Origin of the sequence: Austwickia sp. TVS 96-490-7B, from assembly GCF_019331795.1 — a bacterium.
Taxonomy (GTDB): domain Bacteria; phylum Actinomycetota; class Actinomycetes; order Actinomycetales; family Dermatophilaceae; genus Austwickia.
Genome location: NZ_JAHPZL010000008.1, coordinates 131,902 through 146,522 on the forward strand (window position 1 = coordinate 131,902; position 14,621 = coordinate 146,522).

General features: G+C 64.5%; 13 protein-coding genes. 9 read left to right on the forward strand and 4 right to left on the reverse strand.

The features are described 5' to 3' along the window. Positions 1–137 precede the first annotated feature (137 nt). The 3 genes from KEM60_RS16955 (at position 138) to KEM60_RS11210 (ending at position 3,448) form a co-directional block, all read left to right on the forward strand. On the forward strand, positions 138–1,454 hold the full coding sequence (locus KEM60_RS16955) for a lysophospholipid acyltransferase family protein (protein ID WP_219107701.1): 1,317 nt from the start codon (positions 138–140) through the stop codon (positions 1,452–1,454). 64 nt (positions 1,455–1,518) lie between these two features. Continuing rightward, positions 1,519–2,847, forward strand: coding sequence for a class II 3-deoxy-7-phosphoheptulonate synthase (locus KEM60_RS11205; protein WP_219107702.1), 1,329 nt, complete (start codon positions 1,519–1,521; stop codon positions 2,845–2,847). Positions 2,848–2,851: 4 nt separating this feature from the next. Further along, on the forward strand, positions 2,852–3,448 hold the full coding sequence (locus KEM60_RS11210) for a molybdopterin-dependent oxidoreductase (RefSeq protein WP_219107703.1): 597 nt from the start codon (positions 2,852–2,854) through the stop codon (positions 3,446–3,448). 25 nt (positions 3,449–3,473) lie between these two features. On the opposite strand, the gene KEM60_RS11215 is transcribed toward KEM60_RS11210, so the two are convergent. The 3 genes from KEM60_RS11215 to KEM60_RS11225 all read right to left on the reverse strand — a co-directional run bounded on the left by KEM60_RS11215 (position 3,474) and on the right by KEM60_RS11225 (position 7,998). Then, a complete protein-coding gene (locus tag KEM60_RS11215; protein WP_219107704.1) occupies positions 3,474–4,430 on the reverse strand; it encodes a DMT family transporter in 957 nt (318 codons plus the stop codon). Between the two features lie 11 nt (positions 4,431–4,441). After that, positions 4,442–6,523 carry a Stk1 family PASTA domain-containing Ser/Thr kinase gene (gene pknB, locus KEM60_RS11220; protein ID WP_219107705.1) on the reverse strand — a complete coding sequence of 694 codons (2,082 nt, stop codon included), beginning with the start codon at positions 6,521–6,523 and terminating at the stop codon, positions 4,442–4,444. A 74-nt stretch (positions 6,524–6,597) separates the two neighbouring features. Further along, on the reverse strand, positions 6,598–7,998 hold the full coding sequence (locus tag KEM60_RS11225; RefSeq protein WP_219107706.1) for a LysM peptidoglycan-binding domain-containing protein: 1,401 nt from the start codon (positions 7,996–7,998) through the stop codon (positions 6,598–6,600). 410 nt (positions 7,999–8,408) lie between these two features. On the opposite strand from KEM60_RS11225, the gene KEM60_RS11230 reads away from it, so the two are divergent. Beyond that, complete coding sequence (locus tag KEM60_RS11230; protein ID WP_219107707.1) at positions 8,409–8,831, forward strand: Rv2175c family DNA-binding protein; 423 nt, start codon at positions 8,409–8,411, stop codon at positions 8,829–8,831. Positions 8,832–8,898: 67 nt separating this feature from the next. Here the strand turns inward: KEM60_RS11230 and KEM60_RS11235 are convergent, their stop codons facing one another. Next, positions 8,899–9,984 carry a polyprenyl synthetase family protein gene (locus KEM60_RS11235; protein ID WP_219107708.1) on the reverse strand — a complete coding sequence of 362 codons (1,086 nt, stop codon included), beginning with the start codon at positions 9,982–9,984 and terminating at the stop codon, positions 8,899–8,901. 62 nt (positions 9,985–10,046) lie between these two features. Here KEM60_RS11235 and metF point away from each other — a divergent pair, with 62 nt between their 5' ends. The 5 genes from metF to dinB all read left to right on the forward strand — a co-directional run bounded on the left by metF (position 10,047) and on the right by dinB (position 14,508). Beyond that, entirely contained in the window at positions 10,047–11,321 is a 1,275-nt protein-coding gene (metF, locus tag KEM60_RS11240) for a methylenetetrahydrofolate reductase [NAD(P)H] (protein ID WP_219107709.1), read from the forward strand. 130 nt (positions 11,322–11,451) lie between these two features. Then, on the forward strand, positions 11,452–11,781 hold the full coding sequence (locus tag KEM60_RS11245; protein WP_219107710.1) for a DUF6504 family protein: 330 nt from the start codon (positions 11,452–11,454) through the stop codon (positions 11,779–11,781). Between the two features lie 32 nt (positions 11,782–11,813). Next, a complete protein-coding gene (locus KEM60_RS11250; protein WP_219107711.1) occupies positions 11,814–12,278 on the forward strand; it encodes an SAV_6107 family HEPN domain-containing protein in 465 nt (154 codons plus the stop codon). A gap of 144 nt (positions 12,279–12,422) precedes the next feature. Further along, a complete protein-coding gene (locus tag KEM60_RS11255; RefSeq protein WP_219107712.1) occupies positions 12,423–13,205 on the forward strand; it encodes a methyltransferase in 783 nt (260 codons plus the stop codon). A gap of 55 nt (positions 13,206–13,260) precedes the next feature. Beyond that, positions 13,261–14,508, forward strand: a complete 1,248-nt coding sequence (gene dinB, locus KEM60_RS11260) for a DNA polymerase IV (protein ID WP_219107713.1) — start codon at positions 13,261–13,263, stop codon at positions 14,506–14,508. The last annotated feature ends 113 nt before the right edge of the window (positions 14,509–14,621 follow it).

Sequence of the window (14,621 nt, forward strand, 5' to 3'; positions counted from 1 at the left end):
CGGTCGAGGAGTGAGGTCACAGGGCAAGACGGTGTCTCGATTCTTCCACGTCGTCTGCGGTGGAGAGAAGCGAGATGACATTCCCTGCCAGGTCGGGTCGTGTCGTAGAGTCGTACGGCCGTCAAGGAGGAACATCCATGTTCTATTGGTTGATGAAGGTGACCATCGGTCCGGTGCTCACCGTGTTGTTCCGACCGAAGGTCGAGGGGATAGAACACATCCCAGAGCGGGGGGCAGCCATCCTGGCTAGCAACCATTTGTCTTTCTCGGATTCGTTCTTCCTCCCGTTGGTGCTGCGTCGGCGGATCACGTTCCCCGCGAAGATGGAGTACTTCACTGGTACTGGGGTGAAGGGCCGGTTGACGGCGGCGTTCTTCCGCGGTGTCGGCCAGATCCCCATCGACCGTTCCGGGGGGTCAGCATCGTGGGTGGCGATGGAGGGCGGCCTGGACATCCTGCGCAGCGGTGAATTGTTCGGCATCTACCCGGAGGGCACCAGATCTCCTGACGGTCGTCTCTACCGCGGCAAGACCGGGGTGGCGCGGTTGGCGTTGGAAGCCGGGGTGCCGATCATCCCGGTGGCCATGATCGACACTGACAAGGCGCAGCCGACGGGGCAGATCGTCCCGACGATCACTCAGATCGGGATTCGGATCGGCGAACCCCTGGACGTCACCCAGTACGTCGGCCAGGAGAGCGATCATCTGGTGCTGCGTCGAATCACCGACGAGGTCATGCAATCGTTGCAGCGGCTGTCCGGTCAGGAGTACGTCGATGAGTACGCCGCTGATCGGAAGCGGGCTTTGCAGGAGCGCGCGGAACGGATGATGGCGGCGGCCAAGGCACAAGCAGACGCTGCGGCCGCTAAGGCGCGGGCCGAGGCAGCAGCAGCGACGGCGCGGGCTCGCGAGGAAGCGGTGGCAGCAGCGGCGAAGGCGCGGGCCCAAGCCGACGAGTACGCCGAGTGGGCGCGCACGGAATATGCCGCAGCGGTGGAGCGCGCTGGTGAGGCGACGGCGAGGGCGAAGGACGAGTACGCCGCTGCGACTGAGCGGTTGCAGGCTCAGGTCGCTGAGGTGACTCAGAAGACTCGGGCGCAGGCAGATGAGGCTCTGGTCAAGGCCGATGGGGCGTTGACCAAGGCCCGTGCTCAGGCGGTGGAGGCAACAGGACGTGCGTTTGCCTCAGTGTCCGAGGGAGCCGCGTTGGCAGAGGGCTGGTTTGCGCAGGCTCGGGCGGACAGCGCGGCTCGGGCGGAGCACCTCCAAGAGCAGGCCGAGCACCTCCAGGAACAGGCGGATGAGAAGTCATCCCGGGGCCAGGAGAGTGATCAGGAACGCGCGGAAAGGTCAGTGGCAGCGGAAGGATCACAGCCAGGAGGTGTCGGTGACGAGAAGGTCGTGGACACCGCACCAGAGACGAAGGCCACATCTGTCTCCCGGGAACGCGACTGAGAGTTTGGCGTTCGTCATGCGGACCTGGCCCAGAAGGGCCGATGGCGCGGGATAGCCTGAGCCCGTGACTACGCAGTACTGCCTGGAGTGGCCGGATCTCCCGGCGGCCCAACAGCCGACCTGGCCCGACCCGGACGCCCTCGCGACTGCGAGGGCGTCCTTGGCGACGTTCCCGCCGTTGGTCTTTGCTGGCGAATGTGACATTTTGCGCCATCGTCTCGCTGAGGCGGCCCGAGGCGAGGCCTTCGTGTTAATGGGAGGCGACTGCGCGGAGACCTTCGCGGCGGCGACGGCTGACAATATCCGGGACCGGGTGAAGACGATCCTGCAGATGGCTGCGGTGCTCACCTATGGATCAAGCACCCCCGTGGTGAAACTGGGTAGGTTGGCTGGCCAGTACGCCAAACCGCGCAGCAAAGACACCGAGCAACGTGACGACGAGGTCCTTCCGGCGTACCGGGGGGATATGGTCAACGATTTCGCCTTCACTCCTGAGGCGCGCCAGCCTGATCCGGACCGGCTGGTTCGGGCTTATCACGCTAGTGCCGCGACATTGAACCTGGTCCGGGCGTTTACCCAGGGCGGTTTCGCTGATCTGCGGCATGTCCACGATTGGAACCGCGGTTTTATCGCAAACTCGGCCAACCGACGGTATGAGCGGATGGCTAATGACATCGACAAGGCCATGCGGTTCATGACGGCCTGCGGTGCGGACTTCGAGGCGATGCGGCGGGTCGATGTGTGGGCCAGCCATGAGGCGCTGCTCCTGGACTACGAGAAGCCGTTGACGCGGATTGATTCGCGCACCGGTCAGCCTTATGGCACCAGCGGTCATTTCTTGTGGGTCGGTGAGCGCACCCGTGATGTAGCGGGTGCGCATGTGGATTTCGTGTCGAGGATTCGTAATCCCATCGGCGTGAAGCTAGGCCCGACAGCGAAGGCCGATGATCTGTTGCGGCTCGCTGATCGGGTTGATCCGGATCGGGAACCGGGTCGGTTGTCGATCATCGTGCGGATGGGGGCACATCGTGTCCAGGAGGGCTTGCCGCCACTGGTTGAGGCCGCACGGGCAGAGGGTCTGCAACCCACCTGGATCTGTGATCCCATGCACGGCAACACCTTTGAATCAGCCAGCGGGTATAAAACCCGACGCTTCGATGACATCGTCGCTGAAGTGCGTGGTTTCTTCGATGTGCATCGTGGGTTGGGGAGTTGGCCTGGGGGGATCCATGTGGAACTCACCGGCAACGATGTGACTGAGTGCCTCGGAGGTTCCATTGATCTGCATGATGAGGACCTGCAGCGGCGTTATGAGACGGCCTGTGATCCTCGGTTGAATCATCAGCAGAGTCTGGAGCTGGCGTTCATCGTCGCCGAGATGTTGGCTTCCTGACCGTATGAGCAGCCACCCGGATTTCGCCGACGAGAGGCAGTTGCCCCCTGGGCAGCGACTCGCCGAGGAGATGCGTGTGGTGCATTACGGTCGGGTGCCGCGCATCGATGTGTCGCGCTGGTCTGTGACCGTGTCAGGGGCGACTGCTGACGGGGAAAATCATCAGCTCAGTTACGACGATCTGGTAGAGATGCCACAGATCACCGTGGTTGCTGATCATCATTGCGTGTCGCGGCGGACGGTGCAGGATGTCACTTGGGGTGGGGTGCCGGTCCGGGAGCTAGTACGTCGGTTTCCACCTACGGCCGATGCTGCGCATGCATTGGTGTGTGCTTGGTATGGATATAGCGCGAGTGTCACGGTCGCTGACTTGGAGGAGCCGCGAGCTCTGTTGGCGCTGCAGATGAATGGTCAGGATTTAGCTCCTGAGCACGGCTGGCCGTGTCGGTTGGTGTTGCCGCACCTGTATGGCTGGAAGGGCCCTAAATGGTTGTTGCAGATCGAATATCTGCGGGCGCCGAAACGGGGTTTCTGGGAGCAGCACGGTTATCACCTCACTGGTGATGTATGGCGTGAGGAGCGTTACGCCCACCAGGAATAAGTGGGGGTCTGGGATGGGGAGACGGTCAGCCCCCTGCGTCGTGGTGTAGTGATTCGACCGGCGGTTCTGGGGGTGGTGCGGATCGTCTGCGGCGTTGGGAGAGTCGAGGGCCGATCTCCACGACGTACATGGCGGACAGCACCAACGCGCCCCCTAGCACTACCCGCCAGGTCAGATGTTCCCCGCCCCAGGCGATCGCGAAGATCGCGGCAAAGACTGGTTCAGTGGTCATCACGATCGCAGCTCTGGTCGCTGGCATGTGCGCCTGACCCCAGGTTTGGGCCCACATTGCGAAGGCGCCGCAGATCAGTGCCAGGTAGAGGACAATGCCCCACTGGGTGGGACTGTGCGGCAGCTGAATCCCTCGAGGACCGGTGGCGATCAGGCTGATCATCGCGACCGCGCCCACCTGCACCGCAGATAATCCCAGTGCGGTGTCTCCACGAGAGATGGCCCCCAGGCCGAGGATGTGCATCGCGTAGACAGCGGCTGAAGCCAAAGTGAGGGTCTCGCCGAGGCCCCATCCCACCGAGCCGAGGCAAAGGATGGCCAAGCCGATGACGGCGAGGGAACTGGCCACCCAGGTTTCGGTGCGAAGGCGTTGGCGAAGTCCGACCGCCGCTAGCACCGGGGTGAGGATGACATAGAGACCGGTGAGGAAGCCGGAGCGAGTGGCGCTGGTGTGCTCCAGTCCGACGGTCTGCAGGAGTTGCGCGACGCCGTACAACGCGCCTAGGCCGAGTCCTGCTATCAGGGACCGGCGGGGCAACGCCCGCACTGATCGCCACAACAGCGGGACCATCACCGCGGCAGCGATGCTGAATCGCACCGCGAGAAAATCAGCGGAAGGGATCGTTGCGACCAGGTCTCGCGTCAAGGTGAACGTTGACCCCCACGCCGTGGTCACCGCGAGCAGCAGCAAGGTGGCGGCTCGGGTATGGGTGGGTGCGTGCGTGGGGGAGTCCGCGACGCCAGAGGTCATGACGAGAGGCCTTAGTAAACGCGCAGGACGATCGTGGATCCGCGTGGCACCTGCTCACCGGCGGAGGGGGTGGTGGACAGCGCCATCCCGAAAAGTCCACCTGCGATGCGGGAGATGTCGATCTTGAACCCAGCGGATTGGAGCATCGCACTCGCTTCGGATTCCGTGCGGCCTCGGACTTCGGGTACGGCGACCAGGTCGGGTCCTTTGCTGACGGTGAACGTGACTTGCCCGGAGCGGAACAATGTGCCGGAGGACGGGGCTTGTTTGATGACGTTGCCTTTGGGAACGTCATTGCTGTATTCCTCGCCAGCGACCTGGACGCTCAAGCCTTTCTTGTTCAACACGGCGGCTGCTTCGGCGTACGGCTTGCCCGTGAAGTCTTGGACCTCGATGGGTTGGCGGCCTTTGCTGACAGTCATCGCGACCGGGGTGCCTGGTTTGAGTTCGCTGCCGGGTTTGGGGTCGCTGGAGATCACTTGGCCGGAGGCAGCGGTCTCGTTGAAGGTTTCGCTGATTTGGCCGACAGACAGCCGGGCGTCGGTGATGGCTTGTTGTGCCTCGTCTTTAGTCTTACCGACTAGTTCGGGCACTTTCACCCGCTCTTTGCCTTTGGAGACCTGGAGCTTGACTGTGGCCGCCCGATGCACCTGCGTGCCTTGTTCGGGATCGGTGTGGATGACTTGACCGGTAGGGGCGGTTTCCGAGAAGACTTGTTCGACCTCGGCGTCCAGTTCTAGTCCGGTCAGGGCAGATCGAGCAGCGCTTTCTTCCATCCCTACCAGTGCGGGTACGGCGCGTTGTGATCCGGGACCGTAGAAGACATACCAACTGATGCCGCCGGCGAGGGCGATCAAGACCACCAGGATGACGGCGACGATCGGGATGGCTTGGTTACGGCGTCGGCGCCGAGTGCGCAGCGCCCCGGTTCGGCTCGGTGGCGGTGGGGTGGGCTCGCTGTCAGAGTCATCCGGTGGCGCGGCCACAGCGACGGCTTGTCGCCCGGTGGCCCAGCCTTCGCCAGCGTCGTCGACATTCCACAGTTGATCGGCTTTCCAGGAGCTCTCGACCTGGGTGGGCAACGGGGTAACTGGTCGGGTTTTTTGGACGGCAGTTTCCTGAGCGGACGGGCCGATGAGGGAGGACATGTCGGTGGTCCGGTTGGAGACGGTGTCCGGGTCCTTCGTGGACAGTCCGGTCGCGGCGCGGATGCGCCGAGAAGGTGCGGTGTCGAGTTGCTCGGGGCTCAACGTGGTTTCGACGCGCAACACTTCGTCCCGATAGGCGCCGGCGTCGCGGGGGCGATCATTGCGGTCTCGATGGACGGCCATCGCGACGAGGGCGTCCAGCTCGGGGGCAAGTTCGGGGCGAACACTGCTGGGCACGGGGATCTGTCCGTGGACGTGCCGGTAGGCGATCTGCACCATCGTCTCGCCCTCGACGGCGCGCTGACCGGTCAGCATCTCAAAGAGCACCAGTCCAGTGGCGTACACGTCTGCGCGGGCGTCAATGTCGCCCTGTTCGATCTGTTCTGGGGACAGGTACGCAGCGGTACCCATCAGCGTCTGGGTGGCGTGGGTGGCTTGAGATACGTCGATGGCTCGGGCCAGTCCGTAGTCAGCGACCTTGACGACTCCCGCGGTCGAGATGAGGACGTTTTCGGGTTTGACGTCGCGGTGGACGATCCCAGCGCGGTGCGCGGCAGTCAAGCCGTTGAGCATCTGCGCGGTAATGCGCAGGGCTTCACGTGGTGCGAGTGCGCCGTGCCGAGTGATGAGGTCTCGGAGCGTGAGGCCGGGGACGAGTTCCATGGCGAGGAAGACGACATCGCCGTCTTGGCCTTGGTCGAAGACGCTCACCACGTGGGGGTGGGTGAGTTTTGCTGCGGATCGGGCTTCCCGGCGGAACCGGGCGACGAAGGCCTCGTCAATGGACAGTTGGCGGTGCATCACCTTGAGTGCGACATCGCGGCCGAGACGCTCGTCGAGTGCGACGTACACCGTGGCCATGCCGCCGTCAGCGAGGTGTCGGAGCACGCGGTAGCGGCCGTCGACGACACGGCCGACGAGCAGGTCCCCTGTGCTGTCGGTCATAGGCTGCAGTCTAGGTTGCGGTGGGTCCGGTTCTTGACCAGACCATGTTGTTGCAGCTCATCGGGGTACGACTGTCACATTCGCTTCTTGTGGTCCAGCACGGATGCGACGTAGGCGGCGGTGTCGACGTACATCCCGTCGCTGCGCACCGAGGCGAGGCCTTGGTAGTAGCCAGCGATGGCTTGGCTCTCCGAGTCAGCGCTGCGGATGAGGCTGCGCAGCACCACGACTCCGCAGGTGATGTTGTCTTGGGCGTCGAGCAGATTGAGCTCGTCGTCGAGGAGGGCGGAGGCCCATCTGGCGGTGGAGGGAAGGCACTGCATGGCGCCGATCGCATTATTTTGCGAGACCGCGTTGTGAGCCCAGCGGGATTCTTGCCAGCTGATGGCCAGTGCCAGGCGGGGGTCGACGCCGTGGGCTCGGGCGGTCGTGATGATCATGTCGCGGATCTGGGTGCGGTCGGGGGTGGGGACCTGGTTGAGATAGGCCAGGTTGATGGCGGCGGCATCGGATAGGGCGGTGCGGGCCGTCGGTGAGGCGGCGCTGGAGGCGACGCTGCCCACGACGCGTAGGGTTTGCCCGGGATAAATGTCGTCAGCGATGCCGATGCCATTGGTTTTGGCGAGGCGGGTGAGGGTCACTCCGAAGCGCACGGCGATGGCGGAGAGGGTGTCGCCGTCCTGCACGGTGATGGTGACCGATCCGGTGTCAGCGGCGCGGGTGCGTTCTTTTTTGGTGGCCTGGCGTGCGGCGAGGCGTCCGCCGGGCAGGTCGAGGCGTTTGCCGGGGAGCAGGACGTGGTGGGCGGGGAGGTCGTTGGTGGCGAGGAGGTCGCGGACGTTGATGCCGAGAGCGGTCGCGATGCTCCAGGCGGTGTCGCCGGGGCGCACCACGTAGGTGCCGTAGGCAGGGCCGCCGCCACGACCGACGGAGGTGACGGTGCTGGTCGAGGGGGCGGGTGGGGTAGCCAGCGGGGCGTGGTGAGGGTGGGGGAGTCGGAGCCGCTGTCCGGGGACGATGGTGGAAGTCGGGGTGAGCCCGTTTACGGCGGCGAGGGCTTCGACGCTTAATCCGGTGCGGTGCGCGATCTCCCAGAGGTTGTCGCCGACCCGCACGAGGTGGTGGTCGCTCTCGTCTGGCTCTGCGGGGGGAGCGGCGTTGATCTGGCGGCCGGGTCGGTCGGCAGCTGGCAGCGCAGCCGGGTCCGGGGTGATGATGCGCGGGGGAGCGGCAGGTGGTGGGGGAACTGGGAGCCGGAGACGGTCCCCGACGTGCAGTCGCACTCCGGCGGAGGGGAGGTTGTTGTGGGCGACCAGCTCGGTGACGGTGATGTCGCGGGACCGTGCCAACGCCCAGAGGGTATCCCCCGCTGCGACGACGTATTCCTCCCAGGCGGCGGCGCGTCCAATCGTCCCGGCGGTCATCGGGGCAGCGACGGCTGCTGCAGGTGGGGGAGGTGGGGTCGAGGGGATCATGGGCGGACGGGGTCCTTTCGGCGGTCGTGACCGGGCCGTGTGGTGCTGGTGTGGGAAGTCACCGTCATGGTGCTCCCGACCCGGTGTGACGCAGGGGAGATGTCGGGCTCCACCGGGTAGCGGAATGTGGGCAGAGTCAGCACCTCCTGCCAGGACCGTACCTGACTGGAGTGTGATCTCCTGGGATTGAGGTGATGACGCGCCACGGGCTGCTGTCATGACGACACCGGGGACGATCGCTGGTCGACGGCTCTCATCGGTGGCGGTGTCGACGGGGTGTCCCGGAGTGAGTCCGGTCGCTGATCGACGATGAAGGGCCGCACGAGCGCACAGCTTATCCGTGCCGAGATGGCATGCTTCCTGATGTGACGAAGCGCAAACCTCACTCTGTCGTGCCCGCCCATGATCCCATGACATCGACGGTGTCCGAGGCCGGATCCCGTAGACAGGCTCGAGCCGCTCATGAAGCCGAGCAGATCTCGATGTTGGAGGGCTTGGTCAGCGGCTGGTTGGCTGTCCCGGAAGCCGCAGAACGCCAAGGGATCGCCTTGTCTGCGGTGCGGCGACAGATCCAGGATCGTGAGTTGATCGCCGTACGTCGTGGGCCGAACCGGGCGTGGTATATCCCGGAGCCGTTCGTGACCGAGGAAGGGCCTCGCCCGGAGATGAAAGGCACCTTTAGTGTGCTAGCCGACGGGGGGATGACAGATCTGGAGCTGCTGATCTGGTTGTTCTCCGCTGATGAGAGCTTCACCGGGGGCAGCGCGATGGCGTCGATTTTGGCCGGACACAAGACCGAAGTGCGCCGTCGGGCCATGGAGGAGGCCTTCTAACACGGTGTCGTGGCGGGGGAGCTTCCTCAGGGGTGTCCCCCGCCACGACAGGTCATCTGGGGCGATGTCAGCTGTCGCGAGCGGTGGCCAAATCAATCAGCTCAGTCAGCGCATGGCGGCCCTCGTCGGTGAGTTCTCGTGCCGCAGAAAGTGCTTGATGGGCCAGAGCGGTCTGTGCGTCAATGAGTTCTTCGTGGCGCGGCACTGCGCCGGATCGGCGGATCAGGTCGCGCAACCGATCGATGTCGCTGTCAGTGAGATCGGTGCACCCCAGCCCTGCTGAGAGATCGGCCCGCCCGGTCTCATCGAGGCCGTCAAGTGCCAGGGCGAGCAGCACGGTCCGCTTCCCTTCGCGCAAGTCGTCGCCAGCTGGTTTGCCGGTGGTCGCTGGGTCGCCGAAGACACCGAGGACATCATCGCGCAACTGGAATGCTTCGCCGAGAGCCAGCCCGTAGGTGGAGAGTTGGTCTGCATCGTGAGCATCGACCCCGGCAGCGTTCGCGCCGATGAGCAGCGGATGCTCGATGCTGTATTTGGCGCTCTTGAAACGGACCACTTGACGGGCCTGGTCAATGCGGGCGGCAGTGTCCAGATGGTCCCAACCACGGGCGGAGACCAGGACGTCGAGGAACTGGCCGCCCATGAGTTGGGTGCGCATCATGTCGAAGGTCATTCGCGCCCTAGCCAATTGATCGGCTGGAAGGCCGCTTCCAGCGACCATTTCGTCTGTCCAGACCAGGCATAAGTCCCCAGCCAGGATCGCCCCGGAGATGCCGAAGCGGTCCGCCGATCCAGTCCATCCTTGCCGGTGATGTTCATCGGCGAGGGCACGGTGCGCGGTGGCCTGACCCCGACGGGTGGCACTGTCGTCCATGACGTCGTCGTGCAGGAGAGCCGCAGCTTGGAAGAGCTCCATCGCGGTCGCCACCGACAGGATCTGAGGCAGATGGGTCCCACCACCGGCGACATATCCGCTGTGGCAAAACGCGGCACGTAACCGTTTACCACCGGCGAGAAGGCGTTCGACGGGGTCGACCAGACTCGCCATGTCCTCGCCCAGCTCGGAGAGAACTCTCCGTTGCCGGTCCATCTCGGAGTCGATCCTGTCCTGGACCTCCTTGCGGAAGTCGGCAAGATCCCATGCGATGCTCAAACGGTCCTCCCGGATGCTGATCTTCCGAGCCTACGTGGTCGGTGTCTCTTACGCTGACGCTCATGTCCCGTCCCAGCATTCCCGAGCTTCTCGAATCTGCTGAACCGACGTTCAGTTTCGAGTTCTTCCCGCCGAAGGACGACCGTGCGGAGTCCGTCTTGTGGGATGCCATCCGACGGTTGGAGCCGTTGTCCCCGGCATTCGTCTCGGTCACCTACGGTGCCGGCGGGTCCACCCGGGACCGGACGGTGCGGGTCACCGAGCGCATCGCGCATGAGACGACATTACGTCCGATGGCGCATCTGACCTGCGTCTCCTCCTCGAAGGACGAGCTGCGTGAGGTGGTTGGTCAGTACGCCGCCGGGGGTGTGCACGACGTGTTGGCGTTGCGGGGTGATCCACCGGGCGGTCCCGGGGCGTCCTGGACCGCCCACCCAGAGGGATTGAACCATGCCGAGGACTTAGTCCGGCTGATCCGTAGTTTGGGCGAGTTCACGGTGGGAGTCGCAGCATTCCCAGACACACACCCCGAGTCGGGGAGCCTGGAGGCGGACGCTGACGTTTTGGTGCGCAAATTTGAGGCTGGCGCCCGGTTCGCAGTCACCCAATTTGTCTTCGACCCGGACTCCTACCTGCGGTTGCGTGATTTGGTGGCACGCCGGGGGCATACCGAGCCGATCCTGCCGGGTCTGATGCCCGTGACATCGTTCGCACAGATACGTCGGATGGCTGAACTGTCCGGGACGGCGTTGCCTTCACCGGTGGTGGCCCGCTTGGCGCCCTTGGCTGATGACCCACCCGCGTTGCGGGCTGAAGGCGTGGCGGTGGCCATAGAGTTGGCTCGCCGCCTGCTCACTGAAGGGGCGCCGGGTCTGCATTTCTACACGATGAACAGGTCAACAGCGACACTGCAGGTGTATCGCGACCTGGTGGGGGCCGCGGAAGGGTCGGGGCTCAGTGCCACCGTGACGATGGGAGACCCGGTGCGCACCTCGGGGGGCGCGATTGTCCTGGCCCGACGGCTCGTTGAGGCGATGCGGGACCAGGACTGGGACCAGGTCGAGGTGATGCTCGCCGAACAAGTCGTGGTGGATCGGCCCGCGATGCGGTCCTCGTGGCGAGGCCGCGCTGACGTGGTCGCCCATCTGCGCTCAATTCCTGGAACACCTCGGGTGGAGAGGGTCGTTAATGACGCCGGGCGGCAGGTCGTGTGCTGGGTGGCCCGTGACGGCGGCAGTGACTGTGTGAGCAGACACGACGTGATGTTCCTGACTTTGGATCGCAACGGCCGGATCGATTCGATGGTGATCTTCCAGGAAGGAATGTCGCGTAGCTGACGATCTTTTCCCAGCTGGGGATCCTTTTCAGGGCGTTGTCGGAGCTGACCTCTACGATTTCTCATCGAACACAGATTCGAAGACCGCGCCGTTGTTGAGGAGATCGCACCGGCAGGGAAAGGAGGGCTACATGCGACATGTCGACGAGCCGATCACGGTGTCACTCGGTGGGCCGGGCGCTGTCCGTTCACCCTTCGGCACCGACCCCGAAACGCCCAGCTCTTTCATCTGGCAAGGACGTTCGTACGTCGTGCGAGAGGTGACAGACCATTGGCACGGTCGCTTCCCTTGGTGGCGAGATCCCTCTGGCGACAAGTTCGCAGAGCCGACCGGCTCCCAGGGAGGCGACCTCTGCGAACAGGTGTGGCGGGTGCGAGCCGCACCGAGCGGGGCAGCCCAGACGATGACAGTCGACCTCGGCCACAGCTGCTCCTGGCGACTGCTACGAGCCGAGAGCTGACCGGCACGACCCGTCAGGAAAGGAGCCAGGATATGCCCACCATCACCCGGACACGCCACAGCACCGCAGATCACACTCGACTCGGCCAAGCCCTCGACCTCCTAGACCGGTCACACGGATCGCTGATGCAGGCCTGCCACGCCGAACACACCACCGACAGATACGTCGCTGCTCACCTCGGAGCGTTACGTGCCGCCGCAGCCCTCATGGCAGCCAGACCCGCCCCCACCCGACGGCAAGCGGCAATCCGCAACGTCTGGGCCCACCTCTGGGTCATCGCCCCGGAACTGGGGGAATGGTCCGACTATTTCGCGCTCGCCGGGAAACGCCGCGCTGAAGTCGAAGCCGGCGCAGTTCCCTCCCGCCGAGAAGCAGACGATCTTCTCCGCTCCGCCGAAGCCTTCATCTGCCTGGTTCAAGGAGCGCTGGGACTTCCCGTAGACCTCGCCCTGTCCCAAACCCCACTGGTCGCATCAGCCTGCCACCGGTCCAGCTGACCATCGCCACACCCAAACCGAGTCCGCCACGACGGCCAAGCCAGGGCATTAGGCTGACAGCACGACGGACACACCGTCCGGGGTGGTGCTCCCCGGCACGATCAGCGGGTCATGGCCACGCCATCACCCCAGAGGAGGACCCCAATGCCTGAGGAACATCGCCGCAACCGCCGTAGCTCCCTGGCCACCTCCCCCCGGACCGCGCTGCTCTGGGAGCGCATCCACCAGGTCGTCCACGACAGCCAGCATCGACTCGGCCGACCATTGCGAGTCGTTGACCTCGGCGGCGGCACCGGTGGGATCGCCGTACCGTTGGCAGCGCTGGGACATGACGTGACCGTCGTCGACCCCAGTCCCGACGCCCTAGCTTCCCTCGAACGCCGCGTCCGCGAAGCCGACAATCAACAGGCCGCGTCTCACCTGACCTCAGTCCAAGGTGACTCCGCCACCCTGGCCCACCTCGACCTTGGACACGGCGCTGACCTGATCACATGCCACGGCGTCCTCGAACTCGACGACGAACCCACCACAGTGCTGCGAGACATCAGCACAGCGCTCGCTCCCCAAGGGATGCTCAGCCTCCTCGTCGCACAGCGCACCGCCGTTGTCCTTGCCCGGGCGCTCGCGGGACGTTTCGCCCAGGCACGTACAGCATTGACCAGCACGGATGGCCGGTACGGCGATGGAGACCCCCTGCCGAGACGTTTTGATGCCGCCACCGTGTTGACTTTGGTGGACGAGGTGGGACTGACTGTCGTGGACTCTCAAGGGTTGCGGGTCTTCACTGATTTGGTGCCGTCGGCTTTCCTCGACACCGACGCTGAACGGGAGGCGTTGCTGGCCTTAGAACGCGCCATCTCCACCCACCCTGATCGGGATTTGTTGGGACGGCTGGGCAGTGCGTTGCACGTGTTGGCTCGTCGGTGACGTGATCGCTGGAGCGCACCGATCTCTCGCGGTCAGACCCGGCGGGTGATCTGCGGTGAGCAGGCGACGGTTCGCAGTTCCCCGCCGTATGGCGAGCGGCCCGCTGGATGACACCGGGTGCACCGTGTTGCATGTCGACATGGATGCTTATTACGCGTCGGTGACCTTGTTGGAGCATCCTGACCTGCAGGGTATCCCGGTGATCATCGGTGGAGGCGGGCGCGGGGTGGTCCTGTCTGCGACGTATGAGGCCAGGGAGTTCGGGGTGACATCGGCGATGCCGATGGCACGGGCGCGGCAGCTATGCCCGCAGGCTGTGGTTATCCCCCCAGATCATGGCCGTTATGCCGAGGTCTCTCGGTCGGTGATGGAGGTGTTCCGTGCGATCACCCCGTTAGTGGAGCCGTTGAGTCTGGACGAAGCGTTCCTTGATGTTTCCGGAGCAGTGCGTCGTCTTGGCTCACCGATGACGATCGGGCAGTCGATCCGGGCAACGGTGCATAGCCGGGTGGGTATTACCTGTTCGGTCGGTGCGGCATCGACGAAATTCGTGGCGAAGATTGCCTCTGGTCTGGCCAAACCAGACGGGATGGTCGTCGTACCTCCGCTGGAGGCGGTGTCTTTTGTGCAGCAGCTTCCGGTGGGTGCGTTGTGGGGGGTGGGGGATCGCACTGAGGAAGTTTTGCTGGGGATGGGCCTGCACACGGTGGCCGATATTGCTCACACCCCAGTGGAGACGCTTCAGCGAGCGCTGGGGCAGATGGGGGTGAGTTTGCACGAGTTCGCGTGGGCTCGTGATCCTCGCCCGGTGACTCCGGTACGTCGGGAAAAGAGTGTGGGCGCCGATCGGACGTTTCCGGTGGACCTGGATGATTCGGAGGAGGTACGCCGTCAGCTTCTGGCGTTGGCGGAGAGGACTGCAGCTCGGGCCAGATCTCATGCCGTGATGGGGCGCACGGTGAGCTTGCGGGTGCGTTTTGCCGATTTTTCTACCGTGACTCGTTCCCGGACGTTGTCGGTACCCACTGATGTCACTAGGGAGGTGTATGCGACGGTGTGCCGGTTGTATGACGAGTTGTCACCGTCGAGCGCTCGGATTCGACTGCTCGGTGTCCGGTTGGAGGGGCTGGTGGCCGCGGAAGGTACGCCGGTGCAGGGCTTGCTTGATGAGCCTGAGCATGGCTGGCGGGATGCTGATCGGGCGGTGGATCAGGCGGTTGCCCGGTTTGGGTCTGGGGTGGTGCGTCCGGCGTCGTTAATGCCGTCGGCAGGGGAGGAGACGGAGCGCCGTCGGGCGCACTGACTCGCCGTTGGTGGTGTCAACCCCATATCGATCAATCGGCTTGGCCGCCCCGGCTACCGCGGCGGGGATTGTCCGCTTATCCTGGTGAGACCGACAGCACACTGTGTCGGCGT

Bases quoted from the DNA above. Each gene is read 5' to 3' on its own strand.
- KEM60_RS11210 (WP_219107703.1), top strand. From the start codon at position 2,852: ATGAGCAGCCACCCGGATTTCGCCGACGAGAGGCAGTTGCCCCCTGGG.
- KEM60_RS11230 (WP_219107707.1), top strand. From the start codon at position 8,409: ATGACATCGACGGTGTCCGAGGCCGGATCCCGTAGACAGGCTCGAGCC.
- KEM60_RS11250 (WP_219107711.1), top strand. From the start codon at position 11,814: ATGCCCACCATCACCCGGACACGCCACAGCACCGCAGATCACACTCGA.
- pknB (WP_219107705.1), bottom strand. From the start codon at position 6,523: ATGACCGACAGCACAGGGGACCTGCTCGTCGGCCGTGTCGTCGACGGC.
- KEM60_RS11255 (WP_219107712.1), top strand. From the start codon at position 12,423: ATGCCTGAGGAACATCGCCGCAACCGCCGTAGCTCCCTGGCCACCTCC.
- KEM60_RS11215 (WP_219107704.1), bottom strand. From the start codon at position 4,430: ATGACCTCTGGCGTCGCGGACTCCCCCACGCACGCACCCACCCATACC.
- metF (WP_219107709.1), top strand. From the start codon at position 10,047: ATGTCCCGTCCCAGCATTCCCGAGCTTCTCGAATCTGCTGAACCGACG.
- KEM60_RS11245 (WP_219107710.1), top strand. From the start codon at position 11,452: ATGCGACATGTCGACGAGCCGATCACGGTGTCACTCGGTGGGCCGGGC.
- KEM60_RS11225 (WP_219107706.1), bottom strand. From the start codon at position 7,998: ATGATCCCCTCGACCCCACCTCCCCCACCTGCAGCAGCCGTCGCTGCC.
- KEM60_RS16955 (WP_219107701.1), top strand. From the start codon at position 138: ATGTTCTATTGGTTGATGAAGGTGACCATCGGTCCGGTGCTCACCGTG.